The sequence below is a fragment of the Bacillus salipaludis genome (assembly GCF_004358205.1).
In genome coordinates, this window is record NZ_SMYO01000003.1 from 177,113 (window position 1) to 202,963 (window position 25,851).

Genomic DNA, 25,851 nt, shown 5'->3' on the forward strand with positions numbered 1-25,851 from the left:
GATTGAAGGGTTTTATTTGAATATGAATAAAAATTACAAAAGGGTTCGTTTTTCCGTTTCACTAGTAATAGCCATGATCGGTGGCATCTTATTCTCTATTATCCATACACCAATTCCTTGGCTGCTCGGGCCGATGGTTTCTATATTTATTGGTGCTCGATTTGGAAAAACTCAATTGTATTGGCCTAGTGGGGTTCGCAACGCTGGTTTGATTATTGTTGGTTATTCCATCGGTTTATCGTTTACTAAAAGTACGCTTCTTCAGATTTTGAAACAATTGCCCACCATGCTGCTAATGACCGTTTTACTTGTTGCATTTTGCGCCGGCATTGCTTTTGTCGTTTCAAAATTAACTGGTGTTGACTATCCAACGGTTTTGACAGGAAGTATTCCCGGCGGACTGTCACAAATGATTATCTTTGCCGAAGAAGTAAAGGGTATTGACATTACAACGGTCACATTCCTGCAGGTTGCTAGGCTCATGATGATTATCTTCTTTGTGCCGTTTCTAATTTTCGGACCGTTTTTTCGGAGTACATCTGCTAGCTCAACTGGGGCATTGATTCATACTGTCCAAACTGCCAATACATCGATTGTTTGGCTTGCAATCCTTTGTGTCATTTGTGCATTTCTCGCCAAAAAACTTAAGTTCCCTACTCCCTTTTTACTGGGACCAATTTTAGGAACAGCAATTGTCAATATTTCCGGCCTGCATGGTCCTGCACTGCCTGCATCGATTTTGGACCTATCTCAATTTATGATTGGCGGTTACATCGGCTTATTGTTAAAGCCGGAAAAACTTCAGCATAAGGCCAGAGTGATTACCCTCGCATTAATAAGCGGGATGGTAATGATTTTAGGTTCGTTGGGCCTAAGCCTACTGCTCGTTTTTCAGGAACATATTACAGCATCGACTAGCTTTTTAAGCGTAGCTCCTGGCGGGATGGATCAAATGGGAATCCTTGCCCATGAGGTTCAGGCTGATTTATCAATGGTTACTGGATTCCAATTATTTCGGTTGTTTTTTATCTATTTTGCGGTTCCACCGCTTTTACGCCTGTTTTTTAAAATGAGCATGCGAAAAACGGCCCGTACTTCGTAAGATTTGGTGTCATAGAGACTATGGCACCTTTAAAAAACAAGTTTGGTTTACATAATATTATTACGATAAATAACACAGCCTTAAAAATTCTAATGTTTAAAAGATGTTTGCTATAATGATGAAAAATAAGCGTTTTTTTGCGGGGGATTTTATGAAAAAAAGATATAGTAATTTGGATGATGTGCAAAACAAAAAGTCCTTTAACGATATGAGAAAGTGGATGAAGGAAAGGCGAAGCAAAGTAAAGGATCTAACCGTTCAAATCCAGCAATCCCCAACTAAGAAAATAAACGAACTCAAGGAAAATCACAGTAAGACCTCCTTCACTTGGATTGGCCATTCAACATTTTTAATCCAAATGAATGGAGTGAATATCCTAACAGATCCAGTTTGGGCGAAACGGATGGGTTTTCAAAAGCGGTTAACGGAGCCTGGTATCTCTTTAAAAGATATGCCGGATATTGATATCGTCGTCATTTCCCATGGCCATTATGATCATTTGGATTTTCCTACTTTAAGAAAATTAAAGGGCAATCCGCACTATTTCGTTCCCATTGGATTAGGAGAAATTTTTTCCAAAAAGGGCTTTCAACGTGTGAAGGAAATGAGATGGTGGGAAAGTACTGAGTACCAGGGACTGACATTTCATTTTGTTCCAGCCCAGCATTGGACGCGAAGGACTCTTTCCGATATCAATACATCTCATTGGGGCGGCTGGATATTTCAACAGGAACAGGAATCGCATTATTTTGTCGGGGATTCTGGTTACTTTCGAGGATTTAAGGAAATAGGCGGAAAATTTGAGATTGATACGGTACTGATGCCGATTGGCGCTTACGAACCAGAATGGTTTATGGCTGTTTCTCATATCTCACCCGAGGATAGTGTTAAAGCTTTTATGGAGTTAAACGCGAAAAGATTCATTCCGATGCATTACGGAGCGTATCGTTTAGCAGATGACACTGGACCTGAAGCGTTAGAGAGGTTGTTGAAGGAATGGGAAAAAAGAGAGCTACCACAGGAACTGTTACGAGTTTTATTAATTGGGGAAACCATTTTTGATTCTTGAAAAGAGTACAGGGCGACCCTTCGGTGCGCCCTGATTTATTTTAATTTAGTTTACATAACATTAATATGGATTACCTAATCGGAAACCAACTGTCTTCCCTACTAAAACAGTGAAAAAATCATTCCTCCCGTCATACCCGCTAGTACAATCACCCACGGAGGCAATTTCATAATGATGAGGAGACTGAATAAAATGGATCCGAGTGCAAAGTCTTTTGCCGATTGAATCGCACTTGTCCAAATTGGGGTATAAAAGGCAGCAATTAGAATCCCCACTACCGCCCCATTTACAGCTAGCATGGCCCCTTTCAATTTCGGGTTTCGGCGAAGTATATCCCAAAACGGCAGCGTCCCCATTACTAATAAAAATGCTGGCAAAAAGATGGCCCCTGTCGCTAAGAGTGCCCCCTTCCAGCCATTCATGACTGCACCTAAATAGGCAGCGAACGTGAAAAGCGGTCCAGGCACTGCCTGTGCTGCACCGTAACCGGCTAGAAAGCTTTCCTTCGAAATCCAGCCCTGTGGAACAAATTCTTTTTCTAATAAAGGCAGGACCACATGTCCTCCGCCAAAAACCAGCGCTCCTGAACGGTAAAAGCTATCAAAAAGTGCTATTGTATGAGATGCTGTGACATCTCGAAGTATGGGTAAAAGGAATAATAATCCGAAAAAAAATGTTAGGCATACTAAGGCCAGCGTTCGGGAAACGGGCACAGGAATGGCTATGTCCACTTGTTTGTCTGAATGTTTGAAAAATAGGAACCCGATTATTGCGGAAATGATAATAATTCCAACCTGTGTAAAGGTTGCCGGAATAAGCAAGCTAACAATTAAAGCTCCTAAAGCTAATGCTTTTCGCTTAAGGTCTGGTGTAAGTGTCCTCGCCATGCCGATGATTGCTTGAGCGACTACGACAACTGCAACAATTTTCAAGCCATGTACCCATCCAGCTTCATTAACATTTAATCCATTTAGGAGAAAAGCAAAAATTATAAGTACAATAACTGATGGAAGGGTAAAACCGAGAAAAGCGGCAAATCCTCCTAAAATCCCCCCTCTCATCATCCCAATCCCAATCCCTACCTGACTGCTTGCAGGACCGGGGAGGAACTGGCAAAGCGCCACAAGATCAACGTAACTGCGTTCATCCAGCCATTTTCTCTTTCGAACATATTCCTCATGAAAATAACCCAAATGAGCAATCGGACCACCAAACGAAGTCAACCCAAGTTTTAAAGCAACCCCAAAAACCTCTACCAATAACCGTACCGTATTTTTTCTAACTGGACTCATAATTCCCCCCCATAATATTTATCCATCAACCAATATCCATTAATTCATTTTTACATCATTCCCCATTAACATTTCAACCTTTTTAGTTTTTGTGCAACATTCGATTGAAAAACAAGAATTTTCGGGCGGTGCCTGTCACCGCCCGAATATTGTCGAAATCAATAGAATCCACTAACCACTTTACTCATACACATTTTTTGTGTATCTGCATTTACTGTAGAGGGGAAAGGAGGAGGTTGATGATATGACTGATTTAAATTTTCATCAAATTGCCCATGAACTATTAAAGAGAGAGGTTGAGGTTGTTACTCTTCAAGGGAGTTTTAATGGCCGCTTAAAAACTGTAGGTTCTGATGTGGTAATCTTGCATAGCAGGGGTAGAGGGGTTCCGACGGATTTGACCATTCGAATTGAGGCAATTGTTGCCATTTATCGAGTGGAAATGATTCCACGGGGTCCATTTGGCTTTAATCCAATGGAAGCGCAATTGGAACACGATGATGAACATGAACACCATCATGAGAGTAATTAACGTTTAAAATTACCTATCTAAATAGACAGAAAAAAGAGCTTGGAATGACTTTGAAGCTCTTTTTTCTTTTGCCCTATCCCCCTTCCATTACCCCGATTAATCCCGACAATCCCTTTATCAACCTCAGTTTTGTGCTAAATAATCGACGACTTTGCATTAGGGTATTTCCCCCATCCCTCGAAGAAATTTGGGAATCCTCAATTTAGTGTCCATCCCACACGAACATTTTCACTGTTTTGTCCACCGATGGTGCCTGTCACCATTTTGGGTTAGAATAGGTTTATCTTTAAAAGTTGGAGTGTATGATTATGGATAAGAAAATTGCTATTATCACGGATATTCACGGGAACCAGTCTGCTTTAAAGGCGGTCTTTGATGATATTGATTGCGATCCTCAAATTGAACATATTTACTGTTTAGGGGATTTAGTCGGGATTGGTTATGAAACCAATGAGGTTCTGGAGCTGCTTGTCTCAAGAAGAGATATTTCCTTTGTCAAGGGGAATCACGATGAAGCCATACTCGATATCATCGCAGGAAGAGAAGTTTATAGCAGAGGGGCTGAAAAAAAGCATCATCAATGGCTGGCAACACGACTAGATCCAAAATATATCTCTTTCCTAAAAGAAATTCCAACCACTCTAAAAGCCAATTACCATGAAAAAGAAATGCTTTTTGTTCACTATCATCTACAAGAACAAAAGAAATTTTTATCGGTTGATAAGGAACCCACCGATAAAAAACTGGATGAATTTTATCAAAACTCGACAGCAGCTATCGTTTGTTTTGGACACCATCATGTCATCCATCATTTTAAGACAAAGAATCGACTCTATCTAAATCCTGGTGCGCTAGGCTGCAATCATAAGCCATATGCCCCCTACGCGATTCTTACAATAGCGGAAAGTGGTGCAACAAACGTTTGTTTTAAAGAAGTTCCGTATGATAATGAAGAATTTTTACTTGGCTACAAAAGACTAAATATCCCCGACGCTGATTACATTTTAAAAGTCTTTCATGGGAACCAGCATTTGAAAAATTTATAACAAGGAGGGTCTTTCCTCCTCTTTTTTACTTGAAATATTATTGAAGAATAACGTATAACGTTCTATAATTGTTTCTTAATGAACGAGTTTCTAATAAATAAGATAGATAAGGGGATAAAAGTGAAACAGTCCAACTCTAGATCCATCGTTTTTCCATTAGTATTTTCCATTGTCGCCATTTCGTTTTCCGCTATTTTCGTAAAATGGTCCCATGCACCCGCAACGATTTTAAGCATGTATCGGATGGGTCTTGCTTGTTTGTTGCTTGCACCGTTTGCTTGGCGGAAGCGGGGCGACTTTGGCAAAATAGCAAGAACAGAATGGTATTTTCTAATTTTTTCAGGTTTATTTTTAGCCCTGCATTATGCGCTTTGGTTTGGGTCCTTAAAGTTGACTACCGTCGCCAGTTCGACGATTATCCTTGCATTACAACCGATTATTGCATTAATTGGCGGCTTTTTTCTTTTTAAAGAAAGAACCACCCTCTCAAGAATATTAATGATGGGAATCGCCGTAATTGGAGCCATCATGGTGGGCTGGGGAGACTTCGCCTTAAGTCAAAAAGCGATAACCGGTGACTTCCTCTCATTTCTAAGTGTAATTGCGGTTGTTATGTACCTTTTAATCGGACAAAGAGTCGTTAAAAAGGTCTCCCACTGGATTTATAGCTTTTCAGTTTTTGGGATCGCCGCGATTTTTTTAGCATTTTACAACCTTGTATCGGGAATCCCGCTTGGCGGCTACGGTGCACGTGAATGGGGAATCTTTGTTTTACTAGCTGTTATACCAAATCTAGCTAATGTAATTTTCAACTGGCTATTAAACTATGTCAATGCAACCACCATTTCAATGAGCATCTTAGGAGAGCCTGTCGGAGCCACTGCCTTATCCATGTTATTTTTAGGAGAAACTCTTGCTGGCTGGCAGATTTTTGGCGGGGCTCTTGTTCTGTTCGGTGTGTTTTGTTTCTTGATTCAACAGCAAAGACAGAGACCAATCGAACAGAAGGAAGCTGCATAGTAAAAAGCGGTGAACCAATTTCACCGCTTTTTTGTTTTATACTAACTTTTCACGAACCGGGACACTCGCAAATTTGTGCCTTTGGATATAAATCAAACGAAGTGATAACGCAATTCCCGCCGAAAGAAGCCCTACTGTTAAGCCAATCCAATAACCAGCCGCTCCCATCCCAGTAAAATTCGCCAATCCATACCCGACCGGAAGACAAATGAGCCAGTAAGCAATTAAGGTCATAATAAATGCAAGATTCACATCTTTGTAGCCTCTTAGCGCTGCCTGTGCCGTTGCCTGTATGGCATCACTCATTTGGAAAAATAAGGCATAAACAAGAAAATGAGCGGTTAAATTAATGACAGCCCGTTCATTCGAATAAAATCCAGCAACATCATAGCGGAAAGTTACAACCAATAGCCCTGTAACCAGTGCCATTAAGACAGCTAAAAAAACTCCTAACCAACTGTAGTCCTTCGCATCTTTATTGCGGCCCGAGCCAACCTCGAAACCTACTAATACGGTTTGCGCCATAGAAATACTGATTGGAATCATATAAAGGAACGAGACAATGTTTAACGCAGATTGGTAGGCAGCGATCGTAGTAACGCTGAACTTACTTAACAGAATCGTTACGACCGCAAACATACTCGTCTCAAAAAAGGTAGACAGCCCCATCGGAACGCCGATTTTTAAAATCTCCCTGCATTCAGACCAAGAGAATTCTTTTAAATGGTTAAACACTTGATAAGTTGAAAATGGCTCCTGCATTTTAACAATAAACACCGTCATTGCAGCAATAAACCAATACGTAATCGAGGTTGCATAACCGGCCCCACCTCCCCCAAGCTCTGGGAATCCCCAATACCCAAAAATCAGCACATAATTTAAAAAGAAATTGACAGGTAGAGATATTAGTAGAATCACCATTACAACACGTGTTTTCCCTAATGCATAAATAAACGACCGTAATACATTAAAAAGAAAAAGAGGAATAATTCCATAACTTAATCCCACCAAATACTCAAAGGCGGGTTTCCGAACACTCTGCTGCAAATTCATTTGATCGAGAATGATATCTAAAAAAATGGAACCAAGAATTAGGACTAGCACACCTATTATTAGGGATAGATAAATACCGTGTTTTACACTCGAGGCTACCTCTTTATTTTTCCTTTCACCATATCTTTGAGCTGCAATCGGCGAGACAGCAAGCAGGATACTGCTTAACCCTGTAAAAATTGGATTCCATATCGAGGAACCAATGGCTACCCCGGCAAGATCGGACGGACTATATTTTCCAGACATAATCGTATTAAAGAACACCATGGAAAACATTCCAAGCTGAGTAATTAAGATTGGAACCAATAGAATAATAATTTGCTTTGTTTTTTCCGTTAAAGTAAAAGTTTGCTTCATGATTGTACCCCTAACTAAGTGCTCTTGCCTAAAACTAGGTAATGCATGATTATTTTATCGTTTGTTGGTGGAAAAAAGAAGTAAAAAAATCGCCCTGATCGTAAAGGACGATTTTTAACCCATTATTTATTTAAAAATTCTCCAATCGCTTCATAGGTGTCTGAGATGTCTTCCTTCGAATCGATTAGGCTGAAGAGATTAAAAAAGCCATGGACAAGTCCTTTTTCCCTTCGGACCATTGCCGATACCCCAGTTTCTCGGAGCTTTGCCCCGTACATCTCCCCTTCATCCCTAAGCGGATCAAACTCGGCGGTAATAATGAACGCAGGCGGCAAACCGCTCAGATCCGGGGCTGTAATCGGTGCAGCATGGTAATCCTCCGCGTATTCCTCTGATTGAACATAAAGCTTGCTGAATAAGGCCATTGCATCGGTGGTTAAAAAATAACCGCTGCCGTTTTCTATGTAGGAGGCGTATTTTTCAGGCTGGTAATGGTCGACGACAGGATAAAGCAACACTTGTTTTGTAATTTCTAGACCATCTTGTTCTTTTGCCATCAGGGCAACGACCGTTGCTAAATTTCCTCCAGCACTGTCGCCTGCTACTGATAGTTTAGTGGGGTCGCCATTCAATTCGACAGCGTTTTGATATACCCATTTGGCTGCAGTGAAGCAATCATTTGGTGCGGCCGGGAATGGGTTTTCCGGAGCTAAGCGGTAATCAACCGAAACAAGAAGATGCTGCGATGTTTTCACAATGCTGCGGCAAACGGCATCATGACTTTCCAAGCCACCGTACACAAAGCCTCCACCATGGAAATAAACAACAATCGGAAATGGTCCATCTCCTTCCGGTGTGTAAATTCGAATCGGAATGTCATTTTCGGGCCCAGGTATGGTGCGGTCGTAGACATCATGAACCTCTTCAACACTTCCAGGCGGAACTGTACTGACGCGGGCACGGATATCTTCAAGTGTCGGCGTATATCCCTCAGGGTATTTTGGTAATAAGTTTTCGATAAAATACTTCATTTTCGGATTCAAAACCATTCCTACCAACCTCCCATTTCAAAATAAAAACCACTATAAAAATATTTTCGTGCTGTCCTGTGCGTAAACCTTTTCTGAAATAGATTTTTGATGAAATCATCTCCCCCTTTTGTGTGTTTTCAAAAAGCTAACGGAGAGCATTCTGATTTGGATCACTTTTTGTAAAGAATTTTTAAAAATGAATGTTTATTTGCGAATTTATTCTGATAAAAATAGTGCCGCTGCAAGGCTTTATTTTTTTATAAAAAAAGCGCCCTGCCGGCGCTTTTTACATCCCTTTTGCAATCTCAATTAATTCCTTCAAATCATTAGTGAAGCCTTTAACTGCCCGATTTCCAACGACAGTTACTGGAACACCAAGAAAGCCATATTTCTCCACTTCTTCTTGGAATTTTGCATTGGTTGAGATATCCCTAGTTTCAAAAGGAATTCCTTCTTGAGTCAGAACCTGTTTAACCATAGTGCATTCAATACAATCATTGGTTGTATAGACGATGACTTGTTTGTTCATTTAACTTTTCTCCCCTTTTTTAAGATTATATCAGTTTTTAAATAATAGATATAAATACACCAGCCATTGTCCACCCCACACGTACAAAATCACCTATTTGTCCACGAATGGTGCCTGTCACCTTATCTTTTGTCCTCTTATGACAATCGCATATTTTGTCGGAATCAGGTAAAATCCAACACCAATCAATGTGGAGTTTAATATCATGGATTTAGGAGGCAAGCTGTTACGAGGAAAATTAAACAAAAATTTATTCTTAATGATATTTTACCTAGAACAACTTGTCTGATAATTTAATAGTTTATATTAATCAACTTCTTGGAGGTGACGAATTTGCCACCAAAGCCACCAAAACGTGGTCCGAAACATCGAAACCGCAAGCATCCAAAACCTCTTCCACCTAATAAATTAGGAGGTATGCAAGGTCCTGGCGGTTTAACTGGTGTTACAGGACTAACTGGATTAACTGGTCTAACTGGACTAACTGGATTAACTGGTCTAACTGGATTAACTGGACTAACTGGGTTAACTGGGTTAACTGGACTTACTGGGCTTACTGGGCTTACTGGGTTAACTGGTATTACAGGTATGACTGGGCTTACAGGAATTACTGGTACAACAGGCACTACTGGTACTACTGGCACTACTGGAGGGACAGCACCAGCTGATGCGAACGGATCAGTGGATTCCATTCAATGGGTAAGGTCCTTATATAACAAGTATATTGATCCAGAAAACTAGGATGAATCTGCCTGCATTCTTTTTACAAGATGCAGGTAGATTTTTGGAGGTGACCATATGGTTTCTATAAGCTTATGTATGATTGTCAAAAATGAAGAAAAAACACTTAGCCGCTGTTTGAATTCTGTTAAAAATATTGTCGATGAGATTATACTTGTCGATACAGGTTCAAATGACCAGACGATAGAGATTGCCAAAAAGTTTGGGGCAAAAATCTATCATTTTCAGTGGATTGATGATTTTTCTGCAGCACGCAATCATGCTTTTTCTCACGCTCACATGGATTATATTTTTACCCTTGATGCCGACGATGTTCTAAGTAAGGCAGACTCAGAAAAACTCGAGCAATTAAAAAAATCCATATCACCCACCATTGATGCTGTTACCATGAAATGTCTTGCCGGCTTTGACGAATCAGGCAATGTTCTTGTGAGTCTAAGGCAGGTCAGGATGGTGAAAAGGGAAAACCAATTTAAATGGCAGGGTGCTGTTCATGAATATCTTGAAGTCCACGGAAATATGCTTCACAGCGAGATCGCTATCACGCATAAAAGGGAACATAGCAACAGTGATCGAAACCTGAGAATTTACGAACAGCGGCAAAAAAATGGTGCACTCTTTTCTCCAAGAGACTTGTACTATTTTGCGAATGAACTCTATGATCATCAACAGTACGAAAGAGCCATTCAAAATTATCAAAAATTTTTACAATCGGGAAAATGCTGGATTGAGGATGTTATTCAAGCACATGGCCGGATTGCTGAATGCTATGCCGCATTAGGGAAAATGGACAACGCCATTCATAGTGCTTTATACGAATTAAAATTTGGCCCCCCACGGGCCGAATCCTGCTGTCGGTTAGGATTTTTCTTTTTACAACTCAGTCGCCCTGAAATAGCAGTCCATTGGTTTCAATTCGCTACTCAATTACCAGCCATAGATACGGGCGGAATTACCAATCATGCCTGCTCTTCCTGGATTCCCCATCTTCAACTTAGCGTTTGCTATTCCCACTTAGGAGATTATCAAAAGGCTTTAGAGCATATTGAAATGGCAAAAACTTTCAATCCGGAGCACGATTTAATTTTAAAAAATGAAACCATTTTGAAAAATTTTATAAAAAAATAAACTATTTTATTTTTAAACAATGCGAAGTACACGTTGAAATCAGTGTACTTTTTATATAAATTACCCTTCAAACCCTCCTTCCATCCCGTCTTGTTAAGATACCGAATGCCCTCATAAATTTTTTTTAATGGAATAAAAAAAACCTTTATTCAAAAAATAAGATGAAAGGTGGGATTCTTTTGATATATATTTTAGCGATTATAGCAATAATCATGGTTGTTGGGTTAATTTATACCTTTAAAAGGGGTAAAGCTTTCAGCGCTAGTAATAGTGAATTTGATGAAGAAATACACGAAAATATTCAAAGACATCCTATATTGCTTAATCCTGTTTTTTTAACCTACATCATCGCAATTACAGTAATTCTTGTGTATATCATTTATCTTGCTTTTTCCTAATTGGAAAATTCAGGAGAGTTAAAAGGAAAAATGGCTGGAGGTGACACTCTTAGCCATTTTTTTGTAAAAGGATATTTAATACTTTTAGGGAGAACCAAGTTCTAAATGAAAAACCTCTCTAAAATATTCTGGTATGGTCAAAAATTCGTAATTTTGTTTTTTGAGATATTCGATGATTTTCGGCAGTGCTTCGACTGTCTTTTCTCTTCGACCACCCCCATCGTGCATCAGTATAATATGATCCCGCTGAATTTGCCTTGATACACGCTCCTCAATTGGCTCCTTTATGGAAAGATTCCAATCCAATGTATCTAAATCCCAAAGAACGGGAATTAGTCCTAATTCCAAGACGGTTCCTTCATTCTCTTCAGTGATCTCGCCATAAGGAGGCCGGAAGATTTGTACTTCCTGCTTCGTGATTTTTTTAATTACTTGATTTGTGCTTTCAATTTCTTTGGTTAACTTCTCATGGCTTAGTTTCGTAATATTCGGGTGGTTCCAAGTATGGTTACCCAGGACATTTCCATTCGAGATCAATTGTTTTAGGATTTTCTGCTGACCTTGTGTAACATTCTTTCCAATAATAAAAAAGGTTGCTTTTACTCCGTAATATTTTAGGATTCGTAGTATATGAGGAGTGTATTCCGATGGCCCATCATCAAATGTTAATGCGACATATCGTTTTTTATTTGTTTGTTCGATTATATTTCCCTCCTCTTTTTAGAGTTGATGAAAATGGAAGGTTGAACCGCATCGTTTCCACCTTCGTCATGATTACTATATGTTAACTGTTAGAATTTGTTTGGTGGATTTCACCCATTCCTTAAAACTTTCCACTAATGCCGTCCCCTGTTTGTCCAAGATACATATAATGATAGAAAAATAAGGCGGTGTAACGGACTTGAGAATTCTATTTATAGATAGTAATGAATTATTAATGTATGGGTTGGCAAATGGTTTTAAAGAAGCGGGGCATAAAGTATTGGTTTCTGGAAAAATAAGTGAGAATACCATTCCTAAATTAATCTCACGCTTTAAACCGGATCTTATTTTTTCTGAAGGATGGGGAGAGGAAAATGATAATGTTTGGAAGCAGGATTTGATCGCGAAACAAATAAAGGCTTCCGGTATCCCCCATATTTACTGGGCGGTGGAGGATCCCCATTTTACACTGGATTTTTCCTTACCTCTTATTTTACGAATGAAACCGGACTTTGTGTTTACACTAAGTGAGCCACTAGTAAACTTTTATAGAAAACTAGGAATTCGCGCTGGGCATTTAGATTTTGGCTACGAACCTAGCATCCATTATCCTAATTCCAAATATGATACTAAATATTCGATTGCTGTTGTCGCAAATGCTTACCCTGAAGTATTGAAACAATCCCCTCAACACTTTCGAAACCAATCACTTACAACCCTCATCAAACCGTTATTGGAAGAAAATATTCGGATTGACTTCTGGGGGAAGGATTGGGATAAAATGGGTGATATTCTTGGGGTAAGTATTCCAAAGGATTGGATTCATGGATATTTACCATATAAGGACGCTTATAAGGTGTATAATTCTGCCCAAATTATTATTGGGCCACAAAACTATAAATCACAGGTAACGCAAAGAACTTATGAAATTTTGGCATCCGGAGGATTTTTTCTCACCTCGGATACCGATGGTGTCAGAGAATTATTTACCCCGGGAGAAGACCTGATTGTATCTTCAAGTCCAGAACAAACACTTGAATTAGTCCGACACTATTTAAAACACCCGGAAGAATGTAAGGCCATCAGCGAAAACGCCCTTAAAACTGTCTCCCCACACTCTTATAAGAACCGCGCTAAACAAGCCATCAAAACTCTCAAAAATGAGTACATTATAAAATGAGGATGACAATGAAGGCGTCATTTACGGTGACCATTTTCGGTGACAGACACCACCCGTGGATAAATCATCAATTTTGTCCACTCCATAAGGACAAAAATATTCATAGAGGCAGGTCCTAGAAAATGTCCACATCAGGTGGACATTTTTCGCGATTTGTCTTTCTTGGGTGACAGGCACCTTGTTAATTCATTCACATATATGCACGAATCCCAATTTAGTTTCATATGTTTTAGGAAGGGATTGATGTGTGAGGCGGTGGTTGTTTTATGATAATGATAAATGGGCAGATTGTTAAGTCTGAGGCACTTAACAAGTTGATTACGGATAAGGAACAAAAGAACATTGTGAAACAAATGGCTGCACTAGGGGTGACCTACGAGTATCAATCAATGGATGAATTGAAATTTGAGCTGCAGTTTAGAGAAAATACCATGAAAGCAGCGACACAGCTTAATAAAAGTGGCGTAAAGTTTACCACTTTCACCTATGCTTTTCCAAATAAAAAGTATTGGCAGCGATTGCCAAACGGAGGGTTCTTGTTAAGGGGCGGCACAGCCCCTTCCACTGCAATCCTTGATATTTTAAAAAATGGGAAACTTTATGCATTTGAGTGCTCAACTGCGATCGCAATCGTACTCTATATTGCCACCCTCTATACGATTGGACCGGAGTTATTTAATCTTTATTTTAAAAGGTTATATTTATTCGATTGGCAATTTGATGAAGACCTCCCCGTCTTTCCAAAGGACGGAGATGACTTTATCCCTGGTGATGTTCTCCACTTCAATAATCCGGATTTCGATCCAAAGCAGCCCCACTGGCGTGCTGAAAACGTGATTTATTTTGGTGATGACAAGTATTATGGCCATGGTGTCGGAATTCGAAATGCCAGCACAATTATTAAATTTTTAAACACAAAAAGAAAGCCGGATCCTGAGGAATCCGCTTATCTTATGAGACAGATTACACGGCCTGTTTATCGGTCACTATTTTTATTAACATTACAAAATTAATCTCATAACACAGGAATGGCCAGCTTTAGGTGGCCATTCCCTACTTATTTTTCACCAACTCCCTGGCTACTGACTATTTTTAATAAATGGACAACCTATTTTTCTAAAATTGTGACGTTCGTCCATGCTTGTCCATCATTTTAGCAGAGTATATTTTCGTAAGGGCCGCTTACAATACCTTCATTTCGAGAAAGGGGGGAATCATTAATGACATCACCACTTTCCAATCTTCTTGTTTGCTTAGGAGTACTACTTGTAATCATTTTATTAGCTCTTGCACTATTCGTCGGTGGAATTTTAGGAGTTGACACAAGTTCATTTGCAGGTGCATTTAATGCAATTGCTGCACAATGCTAATCGAATTCTCACCGGTTACTCACGATAGTTTTAAGGTATATGCATGAGAACTTAGAAGATTACTTTAAATAATCTTCTAAGTTCCTTTTAATGTTAGAAATAAGAGGATTCCAAGTACTTTATTTTCTTTTAATTGATAAATACTTTCAGGATTCACTTCAAACCTTGTAAGTACTATTTAGAAAAGGGTGACAAAATAATGAGTGAAAATCAAAACAAAAAAAACAAATCTATATTGGGAGACAATCTTGATCTAGGGGGCTTATTTAATAATACTTTACAACCGAACAGTAACAATGATGCCTTAATAAATTTGGCTGGGAGCTTAATGCAAAATCCAAATACAATGAATTCGCTAATGAAGGTAGCTAGCAGTTTGTTTACAAATGATGCAGTTGCTAATTCAGTCAATGATACGAGTAAATCGAAGCAAGATGATTCAGCTTCAAGCCTAGATAAAACCGAACTTAGTGTAATCACTTCACAACTTGAAAAACTTTCCAATGAATTAGCAGAATTAAAAGCCCAATTAATTGAGTATAAAGAAGACAATAAAATGTTAATTGAATACATCCTACAGTCGGATAAGATTTCAAAAAAGAAATGATTTCATAACTAAACCTTGAGAAATCAAGGTTTTTCCTTTTAAGAAAGGCTCAGCATGAAGCTGCCACTTAAATCGTAGTATAAATCATTTATTATTTTCCAGGAGGTTATTTTTCTAATATAGTAACAAACTATTTTTCTCAGATCTCAGAAGAAATATTCCCGCAGGCGCTTCCTTTTTCCGTCCATTTTACGGACAATATTGCTGAATTTTTCCGTCGCATCCTTTAAGCGGTCTTTTCTATGTTCTATCATTCTCTTCACTTCGTTTGGACTAGGCCCCCCGCTAACGCTTCTGATTTTTACAAAATAAACTGGAGAAATAATATTATTCCACACTTTCTCGGTAACCTTCACCTCTACGTATTTTTGAATCATCGCATTTACCTCTTCTATATCCCAATCCGACAATTCTTTCTGCTCCTCGGTTGTTTTTTTCGAAATACTGCTGGCAATTTCATGCGCCTGCCGAAAACCAACCCCGTAGTCTCTTGCAAGGGTATCAGCCAATTCCGTAATGGTAATGCATGATTTTTGCGCCATATCCCTGGTACGATCTTTATTTACCTGAAGAGTAGCAATAACAGCATACATCAGCTTCATAACACGATTTGCCTGGTTAAATGACCGGTAAAGATGCGGCTGTAAATCGTCCTCGGTATCAACGATATCCCCGAATGGTGTATTGTGAATCATATTCATGACCGCCTGCGCCTCGCTAAAAGCACTGCTCGCAAGGGACCGTGAATGCTCAATCGAAACCGGATTTCTCTTTTGCGGCATGATACTGCTGACCTGCACATAAGGGTCAGCAACCGTATACGTTCCATACTCTCTCGTTACCTGTAGGAGAAAATCCTGGATCCACCGTCCTGTATTCACCATGCAAGTCATCAATGCCGACGCTGTTTCCAGCAGATAATCCGCACCTGCAATCGAATCATATGAATTTTCTACGAGCCGATCAAACCCCAGCAGCTCACAGGTCCGGACCCTGCTGATTGGAAACCCAGTGGTTGTCATCGCCGCTGCCCCAAGCGGAGATTGGTTGACCGTTTCATAGGCAGACCAAAAGCGCTTGATATCCCGTTGCAGTACATCATAAATAGCAAGAAAATAGTGACCTAGCGTAGTCGGTTGTGCCGGCTGTGTGTGGGTATAACCCGTTATATAGGTTTCCATATGCTCTTCGGCCTTTTCCAAAAGAATCTCACTTAAGTCATAGCAGGAGTTGAACAACTTTAAGAAATGCTCCCTTAGTACCAAGCGATACATAGCCACTCCCATATCATTCCGGCTCCGGCCAAGGTGGATTTTTCCAGCCAGTTCGGGGCCGATTTCCTCAGATATTTTCGCCTCCATCATGAAAAATAAATCTTCATATTGAGGCTGAAAGGTTAATTGAGATGCATCCGTTTTGGCGACTTTATTTGTTCCCTCTAACATCGTTATGGCGTCCTCACCACTGATGATTTGCTGTTCCTTCAACATGATAATATGGGCACGGTGAATATCAAACATTGCTTCAAATAAATAATCTCTTTGATCATTAAAGACTGGGATTAGCAGTTCCTCCGCATAAGTCTTTCCTGGAAAAACCAATCCTTCTTTATTCAAAAAATCCTTTCGTTTACTCATATTTTTCAACTCCAAATTAGCGTACATTTGATTTAAAACATTTCTTCTACTAACATTTTTATGTGAAAAATAAAGATATGCCCGTTTCCTATTGGAAGAAAAGTTTCTAAAAATCTTATTTAGCTTCCCGAAATACCATGCTATAATGGATAACAGTTTAAAATCCAACTACAGTGGAAAGGTATGTGTTCACCATCATGTCGATGCTTAAATCTAAAGCATTAATCAGTTTGTTTCTTGTGTCCATTTTATGGGGCTGTAACTATCCGGTAAGTGCTTACTTGTTAAAAGGTTTCTCACCTGTTTTTTTATCAACAGTTCGGATTTGTTTTACTTCTCTATTTTTAATCATTGTTGCGCTCATTCATAAGGGAATAAGAAAACCGACTGGATCCGAGTGGAAGTCCCTCTTAGGCGTCGGAATCTTTGGAACACTTTTAAACCAAACCTTTTATTTCACAGGACTCCATCACACAACACCGGCTAATGCCTCGTTAATCATTGCGTTGGCGCCAATTGCTACCATTCTGTTGGAGCGAATTATTTTTAAAGTGAGGTTGACGTTAAAAAAATCATTAGGGGCATTGATCAGTTTAATCGGTGTATTTTCGATTATTGGTGGTGCAGGCGGCTCGCTGGGGATTTCATTTGGAGATTTAAATATTTTTGTTGCCATGCTTTGTTTGTCTATTAGTCTCTTATATATCCGACGGTTATCTAAAACCTTAAATTCTTATATCATTACGGTTTATGCCACTGTGCTTGGTAGTGTCCTTATGATACCGGCCGCAGGTGTGGAAAACCTTGTCAGCGGATCTGTGATCAGTCATTCACCTATTATGTGGATTTTATTAATTTGTGCGGGAGTGATTGCCCAAGGTATAGCGGGATTTTGGTGGAATGGCGGTGTAGCAAAGGTAGGTGCTGGAACGGCCTCGATGTTCATGAATATCCAGCCGTTTGTCGCGATTATCGCCTCCCATTTTATTCTTGGTGACCGGATTCTCCCAGCGCAAATTTTCGGAGGAATCCTAGTCTTACTCGGCGTCTTTATCGCCAACATGCCTTCACAGGCTGTCAAACCAGTCGTTCTCAACCAGTCAAATAAAACAATATAAACGAAAAAATGTCCACCCTAGGTGGACATTTTTTACAAGTTGTCTTTCGACGGTGTCAGGCACTTTAATGAATTAGCGAAGCATAACTCCACTAACAAAGGTGAGGAATACGTGTGTGCCCATTTTTACAGTTTGCTGGACGGAAGAATCTTTTAATGGGTCAAGGCAGACGATGTCCATAGCCTTAACTTTAGGATGTTTCCCTGCTGCCAGAACACCTTCAAGTAATTCTGCTGAAGTCAGCCCGCCTGGTGTCGATGCCGGTACCCCTGGTGCATACGCCACATCCAAGCAATCCATGTCAACTGTTAAGTAAATTGTATCCACCTTCGCCGCAAGCTCCTCTAAGCATGCTAAAACTGTTGCTTCAAAGCCCTTTTTCCGTGCATTGCGAAGGGTGATATAGTTCACGCCATGAGCATCAGCGTACTCTTTTAAATCTTTTGTATTAAAAAATCCGTGCAATCCGATGTTGTACATATCCGATCCGTTCACAACACCGCTCTCAATCAAATTACGCATAGGTGTTCCGTTCGATGGCCCGTTATCACTCATATCCCGTAAATCAAAATGGGTATCAAATTGCAAGATCCCAATCCGTTCTCCCGGTTTAGCCTTTTGCAGTCCTTTCACCATCATCGCCGTAATCGAATGATCCCCGCCAATCGAACATACCTTTGAATGATCAAAATGCGTATGAATTGCTTCTGAAGCCTCAATGATATTATCATGGCAACGGCGAATATCGGTGACGTGCATTGGGACGTCCCCAACGTCCAGTGCTGTTATTTCCGCTAAATCAATATCTTCATCAAGATTATATGTTGTAAAGCCCTTCCACGCACGGCGGAAAGCATCTGGGAATTCAGATGCCCCCGAAGCGCTGATTGAAGAACGTGACAATGGCACACCGACCACTACCACTTCAGCGGACTTACACTTTTCAGGATCTGCCTCCGAAGTCAACGGCTGAATCCACTCATGAACCTTCTCGGGAGCACGTCCCTCTGGTTTTACCCATGTAAAACTATGTGGGTTAATTTTTGGATACAAGAAGCTTTTCATGCAACTGACCTCCCTTGACAACCACTGCACCATTTTTCACAACAGTATCTACGTGGTTTACACCATAGGAGTATTGAAGCTTCATATAGTTTGGAACATTAAAAATCGTTACATCGCCTTTTTTGCCGACTTCCAAGCTACCGATTTCGCTCGCGCGATTAACCGCATGTGCTGCATTAATCGTCGTTGCGGCAAGAACTTCAGCAGGAGTCATCCCCATTTTCAAGCAACCTAAACTCATAATGAATGGAAGTGAAACTGTTGGCGATGAACCTGGATTACAGTCGGTTGATAATGCAACCGGCACACCTAAATCAATCATTTTACGGCCATTTGCAGACTCAGCCATTAAAAAGTAAGCAGTTCCTGGAAGCAATACACCGACAACGCCTTTTTCAGCCATTGCCTTCATACCTTTTTCAGAAGCCTTTAATAAATGGTCAGCTGAAACGGCTCCAACTTCTGCGGCAAGTTCTGCACCTTCATATGGCTCAATTTCATCAGCGTGAATTTTTGCCAATAATCCGTGTTTCTTTCCTGCTTCAAGAATTCTCCGTGATTGCTCAGGTGTGAATACCCCAAACTCACAGAAAACATCATTAAATTCCGCAAGCCCAAGCTCCGCCACTTTTGGAATCATTTCGTTGATCAATAAATCAATGAATTCTTCCGGATTTTCCTTATATTCTTTCGGCACAGCATGTGCACCCATAAATGTAGAAACAAGATCGATTACATGCTTTTCGTTCAATTCTTTCGCTACTTCAAGCTGTTTTAATTCAGTTGCCCACTCCATACCGTAGCCGCTTTTTGCCTCGACTGTTGTAACGCCGTGACGCAAAAACTGATTCAAACGTTCATAGCTCTCTGCAAAAAGCTGTTCATGGCTAGCTGCCTGCGTTGCGCGTGTTGTCGCATGAATCCCGCCTCCGGCATTCATGATGTCCATATAGCTAGCCCCTTGAAGACGCATATTAAACTCGTTTTCACGGCTTCCGGCAAACACAACATGTGTATGCGGATCAACTAAACCAGGTGTTACAAGCTTGCCGGTCGCATCAACAACTTCTGCATCAGCCAAACGTGATGCATACTTAGCTTTTAGTTCTGAATCTGTACCAACTGCTTGAATAACACCATCTTCAATCCAAACGCTGCCGTTTTCAATAATTTTAAGCTCAGACATCGCATCCTTAACAAGGGGAGCCTTTGAGCTCCCCTGTAAGGTAACGAGCTGAGAAGCATTTCTGATAAAAAGTGCTTTACTCATTCGTTTTCAATTCCTTTCGGTCAGGTCTTAGTCTTGCTTTAACATTGGCATTTTGATGCCTTTTTCTTTTGCAGTTTTGATTGCAATTTCATAACCTGCATCAGCGTGACGAACTACACCCATACCAGGGTCCGTTGTTAATACGCGCTCTAAGCGTGCTTCTGCTTCTTTTGTACCGTCAGCAACGATAACCATACCAGAGTGTTGTGAATATCCCATACCTACGCCGCCGCCATGGTGTAAGGAAATCCAGCTTGCGCCGCCAACTGCGTTGATCATGGCATTAAGGATTGGCCAGTCAGATACCGCATCAGAACCGTCCATCATGCTTTCAGTTTCACGGTTTGGAGATGCAACGGAACCAGCATCTAAGTGGTCACGACCGATAACGATTGGAGCTGAAACTTCACCTGATGCAACCATGTCGTTAATGATTTTACCAAAGCGTGCTCTTTCACCATAACCTAACCAGCAAATACGTGCAGGAAGTCCTTGGAAAGCAATTCTTTCTTGTGCCATCTTAACCCATTTGCAAAGGTGCTCATCATCTTTGTATACACGAAGTAATGCTTCGTCAATTTTACGGATATCTTCTGGATCTCCAGATAATGCTGCCCAGCGGAAAGGTCCTTTACCTTCACAGAACAATGGACGGATGTACGCTGGAACGAATCCAGGGAAATCGAATGCATTTTCAACGCCTTCGTCTTTTGCCACTTGACGGATGTTGTTACCGTAGTCAAATGTAACAGCGCCTTTTTGTTGCATTTCTAACATTGCTTTTACATGTGTTGCCATGCTTTGTTTTGAAAGCTTCACATATAATGTTGGATCTTCTTTTCTTAATTTATCAGCTTCTTCTAAAGAATAGCCAACTGGTACATATCCGTTAAGTGGATCGTGTGCAGAAGTTTGGTCTGTTAATACATCTGGGTTAAAGCCTTTTTCAATCATTAATGGTAAAATTTCTGCTGCGTTGCCAATAAGCCCGATTGAAAGCCCTTTTCCTTCTTTCTTTGCTTCAAACGCTAATTTCAATGCTTCATCAAGGTCATTTGTTTTTACATCTAAGTATCTAGTTTCAATACGACGATCAATTCTCCACTCATCTACATCGATGCCGATACATACGCCGTCATTCATTGTTACTGCAAGTGGCTGCGCCCCACCCATACCACCTAGACCAGCTGTTAAAGTGATAGTATGTTTTAATGAACCGCCGAACTCTTGACGAGCAAGCTCTGCAAATGTTTCGTAAGTTCCTTGAACAATTCCCTGGCTTCCGATATAGATCCAGCTTCCAGCAGTCATTTGACCGTACATCATCAAGCCTTTTTTATCAAGCTCGTGGAAGTGCTCCCAGTTTGCCCATGCAGGTACAAGGTTTGAGTTAGCAAGCAATACGCGTGGTGCATCTTTGTGAGATTTCCAAACAACGACTGGCTTACCTGATTGAACTAGCATGGTTTCATCATCTTCAAGCTCTAAAAGCGTTTTCACAATTGCATCAAAAGATTCCCAGTTACGAGCTGCTTTCCCAATCCCGCCGTATACAACAAGATCTTCTGGTCTTTCTGCTACTTCTTGATCTAAGTTATTATATAACATACGTAGTGCTGCTTCTTGGATCCAGCCCTTTGCATGGAGTTCAGTGCCTTTATAATTTTTGATTACTCTTTTTTCAGATGTCTTTGTCATTTTTTACACCCCTTAGTTAATGTTTAACTCTGATTTCATTATAAAAAGATAATCTTCTGAAAAATACGAATAAAACATTAGAAAAAGGAAAGTATTTTTTGATTTCAGGGGTGTTTATATAAATATTCTCGGTCTTTATCTATAAAATTTTTAGGAACATATATTATATTTATATTTCCGCATAAAAATGACCGCCCTCAGCGGCGGCCTTTCATGTTTCAAGTATATTTTTCAGTCTTTGTAAGTCCTTCTGATTTTCCCGTTTCATCATTTTCCCCATAAACGGTGCGAAGATTTTCGAAAAACCGCTTGGATTCCCAGCATTCTTTAATGTCATCCTTGTGGAAGCTGTGTCCAGCTTTTCCCATGTATAGGTCGTTTCCATGGGAAAAGGTCCATGTGCCGTTCTCATGACGAGCTTTTGTCCTGAAATATATTCTGCGATCTCATACGTATACTCAAGCCGCCGTCCGAGGAATTCCGCTTTGAAGGCAATTTTCGAGCCGCAAATCAAAGGTTTTGGTGTTTTCCATTCCACAGATCTAATGTTTACATACCATTTTGGTGCATTGTCAGGATCTCCTGCAAAATGAGCTACTTTATCTATTGGAGAATTAATGATGATTTCCGTTCGAACATCGACCATTCTAATCCCTCTTCATATTGTTTTTATCACTAGTTTTCTGCTTGCTCCTTGTCGCTATTCAAATTTTCCGCTTTATTCAGGCGGAATTCCCTTGGTGACATCCCGGATGTTTCTTTGAAAATCCGGCTAAAATAATTGGTATTTTGATAGCCGACAAGATAGGCAATCTCTTTTACTGGCTTCCTTGTCTCGATGAGCAGCCGTTTTGCTTCCTTCATCCGTATGCCTGCGAGGACTTCGGTAAAGCCTTTTCCGGTTTTTGAGATAAGAAGATGGCTGAAATAAGACGGGTTGCGGTCGACATAATGCGCCACATCTTCTAGCCTAAAATTCGTGTTGGAAAAATTGGCTTCCATATAGGAGATTCCCCGTTCGATTGGATCTTGTTTGAAGTTTCGTGAACTGGCTTCAGCTCCAATAAAGATCTTTTGAATAAAGAGAATTAGGTTCTGTACTGTTCGATATAAAACCGTATCATATAAAATCGAATTAAAAATATATCGGTACTCGCGCTCATAAAGCGACTGGTCATCTAGATTAAAGGTTTGCATATATCTCCTGATTTGGGCAAGTATACTTGTCAACCTAATTCTGACCAGACCGGGATCTGGATATGGATTTTGCAACTGGAGAAATTCATCATACAGCCATTTTTTTATTTTTTCTAAATCAAAATTAGTCAGCATATCAATCCAGGTCCGCTGTTCGGGCGGGGTTAAAAACGGATCCATATGCACCCAGTCCGGAGAGTATTCGAATTCAACTACCTGTTTGTAGCCTTGATAATAAGTAAATTCAAGCATTTTCTGGGTTTGAAGATATTTTTGGTTTAGCGTCACAGCTGGATTTTTCCCTGTATAAACCACAATCGCAAGCGGTTCAGAAAATTCCTCATCCCATCTTCTCATCGCTTTTTGGCATTGTTCCGTTATATTTGGGCATGATTCTTGAAACAATAAGACAACCAATTCACTCAGAGCGAAGACACCATGTAGGTCTTTAAATGGAAATTCGGACAGAAAGGAACTCAATGTGCCGATAGTCTCAGCATTTTCCGTTTTAAATGCCGCTATATGATAATCTTCAACTAGGGATGGCTGTGAGATAAACAGGGCTTCATAGGATAGATCTTTGTATGAATTTGGATGGTTAGCGCCAATTGCATTTTTTTTTCTCCCGATGCTTCTTGATGCCTTTTGAAAGGCGGAATTTACCTTTGTGGTCGAAAAAGGCTTAATCATCAGGTCTAACGCCTGCATATCTATCGCAAGTCGTGCCTTTTCAAAGGTTGCCTCGGCACTGGTTAAGACCAAAGTTGGATCGTAAATTTGTATCAACTCTCGAAAGGAGGACCAATCCTCCCTTCCGATCATATCCAGCTCCATCACCACAACATCCGGAATTTCCTGCTCAAATATCACAACAAACTCCTGATAACTAGAAGCTAAATGAATATTCGTAACCGGAATCGAAGACGTCCTCAACCACCACTTCAACCCCTCCCGCTCATTCAAATCCCGATCCACAATTAACCAATTACCCTCCACCTGTGGGACCCCCTTCCAATACGGTGATACAATACGGTGACAGGCACCGTCCGTGGACTTTCACACCAATTTGTCCGTCTCCAATGGACACTATTTTTTGTCATGATACGGTAAGGAGACGATAAAGGTGGTGCCTTTACCTTCTGTTGAAATGATTTCAATCGCTCCATTTAGGGCTTCGATGCTTTGCTTGACTAAATACAATCCGATACCTCTATTATGCCCTTTAGTGGAGAAGCCTTTTATAAAAAGATCATCCACCTGCTCATCTTTAATACCTTTTCCGGTATCGTGAATCTCTAATACAAGCTGACCCTCGTAGTAATCAAACCGAAGGGTAACCGTTTTAATCAAACAATCCTTCACTGCATCCAACGCATTGTCAATCAGGTTTCCTAGAATTGTTACCAATTCATGTGTTGTCTCTTGGCGGCGTGGTTCAGGTAAAATTCCCTCTCCATCAATGGTCAATTCACAGCCATTTTCCCTAGCGTAGCTTAACTTACCTAAAAGAAATCCGGCCAATACCGGGTCCTTAAACCTGCTGACAACAAAGTTCACTTCGGTCTGTTGATGATCAACAAGATCGGTTATATACGAAGAAACCATTTCATAATTTTTCATATGAATTAACCCTGAAATCACGTGTAATTTATTCATAAATTCATGCGACTGGGTACGTAATGCTTCCGCATAAAGCTTAACCCCGGTTAATTGTTCCGCCAACTGCTTGATTTCAGTTTTTTCACGAAAGGTTGCAATGGCACCGACAATTTTTCCTTTCACGATGATCGGAACCCGGTTCGTTATTATCGTCACACCGCCAATGTCCTGCTCCTGATCATAATGATGCTCCCCAGATTTCAAAACAGAGGTCAGCCTTGAATTAGGTAAATACCCGTCAATTTTTCTTCCAAGCGGTGGATCCTGAATTCCCGCTTTTTCAAAAAGCCGAATGGCTTCATTATTTACTAACGTTATTCTGCCCCTTTGGTCAACCGCAAGCATCCCTTCTCTAGTAGACTGGAGCATCATACTTCTTTCCTCGAGTATTTTGGCGATTTCATTTGGTTCAAGTCCAAATAATATTCTTTTGATTTTTCTTGCAAGAAAAAGGGCCCCGATAATTCCGACCAATATTCCAAAAAACGTGCCGATAATGATTATATTCCGGCTTTGTGCAACCGCTTGATTAACCTTTTCTAAAGAAATCCCGACGGCAACAGCCCCAACCTGCGTGTGGCTTTTATCGTAGATGGGGATGAACGAACGTAATGAAACTCCCAATGTCCCTGTGGCTATCGAAACATGTTCTTTTCCTTTCAGGACAGCCTTTTCATCTCCACCAACAAAATGCTGGCCAATTTTGTCTTTATTCGGATGGGATTTTCGGATTCCGTTCATATCCATCACTACCACAAACTCAACCTGTGTAGATTGTCTTATTTGACTGGCAAATGCTTGAATTTCCTTTTCATCCGCCTTTCCAGTAAGCCCGTCGATCACAAGTGGAGTCTGAGCGACGATTTTCGCAATTTGAGTTGCTTTGTTTGCTTGAGTTTTTTCCGTTTCACTCGTTATCCGGTAGGTGATCAGTAAATCGGTTACGAGAAATGCCAAGACTACGACAACGCAAACCATTAACGTAATGACTGATTGCAGGCGAAGCTTCGGCTTTGAGAGTCTATTATATACAAGGCCTTCCACGATGTT

The 25,851-nt window shown here is 40.4% G+C and carries 25 protein-coding genes; 13 read left to right on the top strand and 12 right to left on the bottom strand.

Features of this window, described 5'->3' with window-relative positions; all coding sequences use genetic code 11:
• The first annotated feature begins 22 nt into the window (after positions 1–22).
• Both E2K98_RS06245 and E2K98_RS06250 read left to right on the top strand, forming a co-directional pair.
• Complete coding sequence (locus tag E2K98_RS06245; RefSeq protein ID WP_133333757.1) at positions 23–1,102, top strand: AbrB family transcriptional regulator; 1,080 nt, start codon at positions 23–25, stop codon at positions 1,100–1,102.
• A 151-nt stretch (positions 1,103–1,253) separates the two neighbouring features.
• Positions 1,254–2,171 (top strand): MBL fold metallo-hydrolase, encoded by a 918-nt coding sequence (locus tag E2K98_RS06250; protein ID WP_133333401.1) that lies wholly within the window; start codon positions 1,254–1,256, stop codon positions 2,169–2,171.
• 101 nt (positions 2,172–2,272) lie between these two features.
• Here the strand turns inward: E2K98_RS06250 and chrA are convergent, their stop codons facing one another.
• Positions 2,273–3,463, bottom strand: coding sequence for a chromate efflux transporter (gene chrA, locus E2K98_RS06255; protein WP_133333402.1), 1,191 nt, complete (start codon positions 3,461–3,463; stop codon positions 2,273–2,275).
• Positions 3,464–3,707: 244 nt separating this feature from the next.
• Here chrA and E2K98_RS06260 point away from each other — a divergent pair, with 244 nt between their 5' ends.
• The 3 genes from E2K98_RS06260 (at position 3,708) to E2K98_RS06270 (ending at position 6,061) form a co-directional block, all read left to right on the top strand.
• Positions 3,708–3,995, top strand: a complete 288-nt coding sequence (locus E2K98_RS06260) for a DUF2642 domain-containing protein (protein WP_133333403.1) — start codon at positions 3,708–3,710, stop codon at positions 3,993–3,995.
• A gap of 308 nt (positions 3,996–4,303) precedes the next feature.
• Positions 4,304–5,041 (top strand): metallophosphoesterase family protein, encoded by a 738-nt coding sequence (locus E2K98_RS06265; protein ID WP_133333404.1) that lies wholly within the window; start codon positions 4,304–4,306, stop codon positions 5,039–5,041.
• A gap of 120 nt (positions 5,042–5,161) precedes the next feature.
• A complete protein-coding gene (locus E2K98_RS06270) occupies positions 5,162–6,061 on the top strand; it encodes a DMT family transporter (RefSeq protein WP_372512659.1) in 900 nt (299 codons plus the stop codon).
• A 36-nt stretch (positions 6,062–6,097) separates the two neighbouring features.
• On the opposite strand, the gene E2K98_RS06275 is transcribed toward E2K98_RS06270, so the two are convergent.
• From E2K98_RS06275 to E2K98_RS06285, 3 genes are all read right to left on the bottom strand, one after another.
• Positions 6,098–7,471 carry an MATE family efflux transporter gene (locus E2K98_RS06275; protein ID WP_133333405.1) on the bottom strand — a complete coding sequence of 458 codons (1,374 nt, stop codon included), beginning with the start codon at positions 7,469–7,471 and terminating at the stop codon, positions 6,098–6,100.
• A gap of 122 nt (positions 7,472–7,593) precedes the next feature.
• Complete coding sequence (locus E2K98_RS06280) at positions 7,594–8,520, bottom strand: alpha/beta hydrolase (RefSeq protein ID WP_133333406.1); 927 nt, start codon at positions 8,518–8,520, stop codon at positions 7,594–7,596.
• Between the two features lie 268 nt (positions 8,521–8,788).
• Positions 8,789–9,031, bottom strand: a complete 243-nt coding sequence (locus tag E2K98_RS06285) for a glutaredoxin family protein (protein WP_133333407.1) — start codon at positions 9,029–9,031, stop codon at positions 8,789–8,791.
• A gap of 333 nt (positions 9,032–9,364) precedes the next feature.
• Here E2K98_RS06285 and E2K98_RS06290 point away from each other — a divergent pair, with 333 nt between their 5' ends.
• From E2K98_RS06290 to E2K98_RS06300, 3 genes are all read left to right on the top strand, one after another.
• Positions 9,365–9,772 carry a hypothetical protein gene (locus E2K98_RS06290; RefSeq protein WP_208025324.1) on the top strand — a complete coding sequence of 136 codons (408 nt, stop codon included), beginning with the start codon at positions 9,365–9,367 and terminating at the stop codon, positions 9,770–9,772.
• Positions 9,773–9,829: 57 nt separating this feature from the next.
• Positions 9,830–10,900 (top strand): glycosyltransferase, encoded by a 1,071-nt coding sequence (locus E2K98_RS06295; RefSeq protein ID WP_133333408.1) that lies wholly within the window; start codon positions 9,830–9,832, stop codon positions 10,898–10,900.
• Between the two features lie 179 nt (positions 10,901–11,079).
• Entirely contained in the window at positions 11,080–11,298 is a 219-nt protein-coding gene (locus tag E2K98_RS06300; protein ID WP_133333409.1) for a hypothetical protein, read from the top strand.
• Positions 11,299–11,382: 84 nt separating this feature from the next.
• Here E2K98_RS06300 and E2K98_RS06305 read toward each other — a convergent pair whose 3' ends face one another.
• Positions 11,383–12,003 (bottom strand): polysaccharide deacetylase family protein, encoded by a 621-nt coding sequence (locus E2K98_RS06305; RefSeq protein ID WP_133333410.1) that lies wholly within the window; start codon positions 12,001–12,003, stop codon positions 11,383–11,385.
• 196 nt (positions 12,004–12,199) lie between these two features.
• On the opposite strand from E2K98_RS06305, the gene E2K98_RS06310 reads away from it, so the two are divergent.
• From E2K98_RS06310 to E2K98_RS06320, 4 genes are all read left to right on the top strand, one after another.
• On the top strand, positions 12,200–13,180 hold the full coding sequence (locus E2K98_RS06310; RefSeq protein ID WP_133333411.1) for a CgeB family protein: 981 nt from the start codon (positions 12,200–12,202) through the stop codon (positions 13,178–13,180).
• Positions 13,181–13,446: 266 nt separating this feature from the next.
• Complete coding sequence (locus tag E2K98_RS06315) at positions 13,447–14,193, top strand: protein-glutamine gamma-glutamyltransferase (protein WP_133333412.1); 747 nt, start codon at positions 13,447–13,449, stop codon at positions 14,191–14,193.
• A 207-nt stretch (positions 14,194–14,400) separates the two neighbouring features.
• Positions 14,401–14,550 (top strand): hypothetical protein, encoded by a 150-nt coding sequence (locus tag E2K98_RS30815; RefSeq protein WP_155925660.1) that lies wholly within the window; start codon positions 14,401–14,403, stop codon positions 14,548–14,550.
• A 199-nt stretch (positions 14,551–14,749) separates the two neighbouring features.
• Positions 14,750–15,157, top strand: coding sequence for a hypothetical protein (locus E2K98_RS06320; RefSeq protein WP_133333413.1), 408 nt, complete (start codon positions 14,750–14,752; stop codon positions 15,155–15,157).
• A 146-nt stretch (positions 15,158–15,303) separates the two neighbouring features.
• Here E2K98_RS06320 and argH read toward each other — a convergent pair whose 3' ends face one another.
• Entirely contained in the window at positions 15,304–16,794 is a 1,491-nt protein-coding gene (gene argH / locus E2K98_RS06325) for an argininosuccinate lyase (RefSeq protein ID WP_133333414.1), read from the bottom strand.
• A gap of 197 nt (positions 16,795–16,991) precedes the next feature.
• Here argH and E2K98_RS06330 point away from each other — a divergent pair, with 197 nt between their 5' ends.
• Complete coding sequence (locus tag E2K98_RS06330) at positions 16,992–17,912, top strand: DMT family transporter (RefSeq protein WP_133333415.1); 921 nt, start codon at positions 16,992–16,994, stop codon at positions 17,910–17,912.
• Between the two features lie 72 nt (positions 17,913–17,984).
• Here E2K98_RS06330 and E2K98_RS06335 read toward each other — a convergent pair whose 3' ends face one another.
• The 6 genes from E2K98_RS06335 to dcuS form a co-directional block, all read right to left on the bottom strand.
• Entirely contained in the window at positions 17,985–18,977 is a 993-nt protein-coding gene (locus E2K98_RS06335; protein WP_133333416.1) for an agmatinase family protein, read from the bottom strand.
• A complete protein-coding gene (gene hutI / locus E2K98_RS06340; RefSeq protein ID WP_133333417.1) occupies positions 18,949–20,247 on the bottom strand; it encodes an imidazolonepropionase in 1,299 nt (432 codons plus the stop codon). The genes E2K98_RS06335 and hutI overlap by 29 nt, the downstream gene beginning before the upstream one ends.
• A 27-nt stretch (positions 20,248–20,274) precedes the next feature.
• A complete protein-coding gene (gene hutU, locus E2K98_RS06345; protein WP_133333418.1) occupies positions 20,275–21,945 on the bottom strand; it encodes a urocanate hydratase in 1,671 nt (556 codons plus the stop codon).
• 211 nt (positions 21,946–22,156) lie between these two features.
• Entirely contained in the window at positions 22,157–22,591 is a 435-nt protein-coding gene (locus E2K98_RS06350) for an SRPBCC family protein (RefSeq protein ID WP_133333419.1), read from the bottom strand.
• Between the two features lie 29 nt (positions 22,592–22,620).
• Entirely contained in the window at positions 22,621–24,138 is a 1,518-nt protein-coding gene (locus E2K98_RS06355; RefSeq protein WP_133333420.1) for a helix-turn-helix domain-containing protein, read from the bottom strand.
• Between the two features lie 90 nt (positions 24,139–24,228).
• Positions 24,229–25,845: a DcuS/MalK family sensor histidine kinase gene (gene dcuS, locus E2K98_RS06360; RefSeq protein WP_133333421.1), complete on the bottom strand. Its 1,617-nt coding sequence runs from the start codon at positions 25,843–25,845 to the stop codon at positions 24,229–24,231.
• Between the last annotated feature and the right edge of the window lie 6 nt (positions 25,846–25,851).

Bases quoted from the DNA above. Each gene is read 5' to 3' on its own strand.
- E2K98_RS06350 (WP_133333419.1), bottom strand. From the start codon at position 22,591: ATGGTCGATGTTCGAACGGAAATCATCATTAATTCTCCAATAGATAAA.
- E2K98_RS06280 (WP_133333406.1), bottom strand. From the start codon at position 8,520: ATGGTTTTGAATCCGAAAATGAAGTATTTTATCGAAAACTTATTACCA.
- chrA (WP_133333402.1), bottom strand. From the start codon at position 3,463: ATGAGTCCAGTTAGAAAAAATACGGTACGGTTATTGGTAGAGGTTTTT.
- E2K98_RS06320 (WP_133333413.1), top strand. From the start codon at position 14,750: ATGAGTGAAAATCAAAACAAAAAAAACAAATCTATATTGGGAGACAAT.
- E2K98_RS06250 (WP_133333401.1), top strand. From the start codon at position 1,254: ATGAAAAAAAGATATAGTAATTTGGATGATGTGCAAAACAAAAAGTCC.
- E2K98_RS06285 (WP_133333407.1), bottom strand. From the start codon at position 9,031: ATGAACAAACAAGTCATCGTCTATACAACCAATGATTGTATTGAATGC.
- E2K98_RS06330 (WP_133333415.1), top strand. From the start codon at position 16,992: ATGTCGATGCTTAAATCTAAAGCATTAATCAGTTTGTTTCTTGTGTCC.
- hutU (WP_133333418.1), bottom strand. From the start codon at position 21,945: ATGACAAAGACATCTGAAAAAAGAGTAATCAAAAATTATAAAGGCACT.
- E2K98_RS06260 (WP_133333403.1), top strand. From the start codon at position 3,708: ATGACTGATTTAAATTTTCATCAAATTGCCCATGAACTATTAAAGAGA.
- E2K98_RS06335 (WP_133333416.1), bottom strand. From the start codon at position 18,977: ATGAAAAGCTTCTTGTATCCAAAAATTAACCCACATAGTTTTACATGG.
- E2K98_RS06245 (WP_133333757.1), top strand. From the start codon at position 23: ATGAATAAAAATTACAAAAGGGTTCGTTTTTCCGTTTCACTAGTAATA.
- E2K98_RS06265 (WP_133333404.1), top strand. From the start codon at position 4,304: ATGGATAAGAAAATTGCTATTATCACGGATATTCACGGGAACCAGTCT.
- E2K98_RS06315 (WP_133333412.1), top strand. From the start codon at position 13,447: ATGATAATGATAAATGGGCAGATTGTTAAGTCTGAGGCACTTAACAAG.
- hutI (WP_133333417.1), bottom strand. From the start codon at position 20,247: ATGAGTAAAGCACTTTTTATCAGAAATGCTTCTCAGCTCGTTACCTTA.
- argH (WP_133333414.1), bottom strand. From the start codon at position 16,794: ATGAGTAAACGAAAGGATTTTTTGAATAAAGAAGGATTGGTTTTTCCA.
- E2K98_RS06275 (WP_133333405.1), bottom strand. From the start codon at position 7,471: ATGAAGCAAACTTTTACTTTAACGGAAAAAACAAAGCAAATTATTATT.
- E2K98_RS06295 (WP_133333408.1), top strand. From the start codon at position 9,830: ATGGTTTCTATAAGCTTATGTATGATTGTCAAAAATGAAGAAAAAACA.
- E2K98_RS30815 (WP_155925660.1), top strand. From the start codon at position 14,401: ATGACATCACCACTTTCCAATCTTCTTGTTTGCTTAGGAGTACTACTT.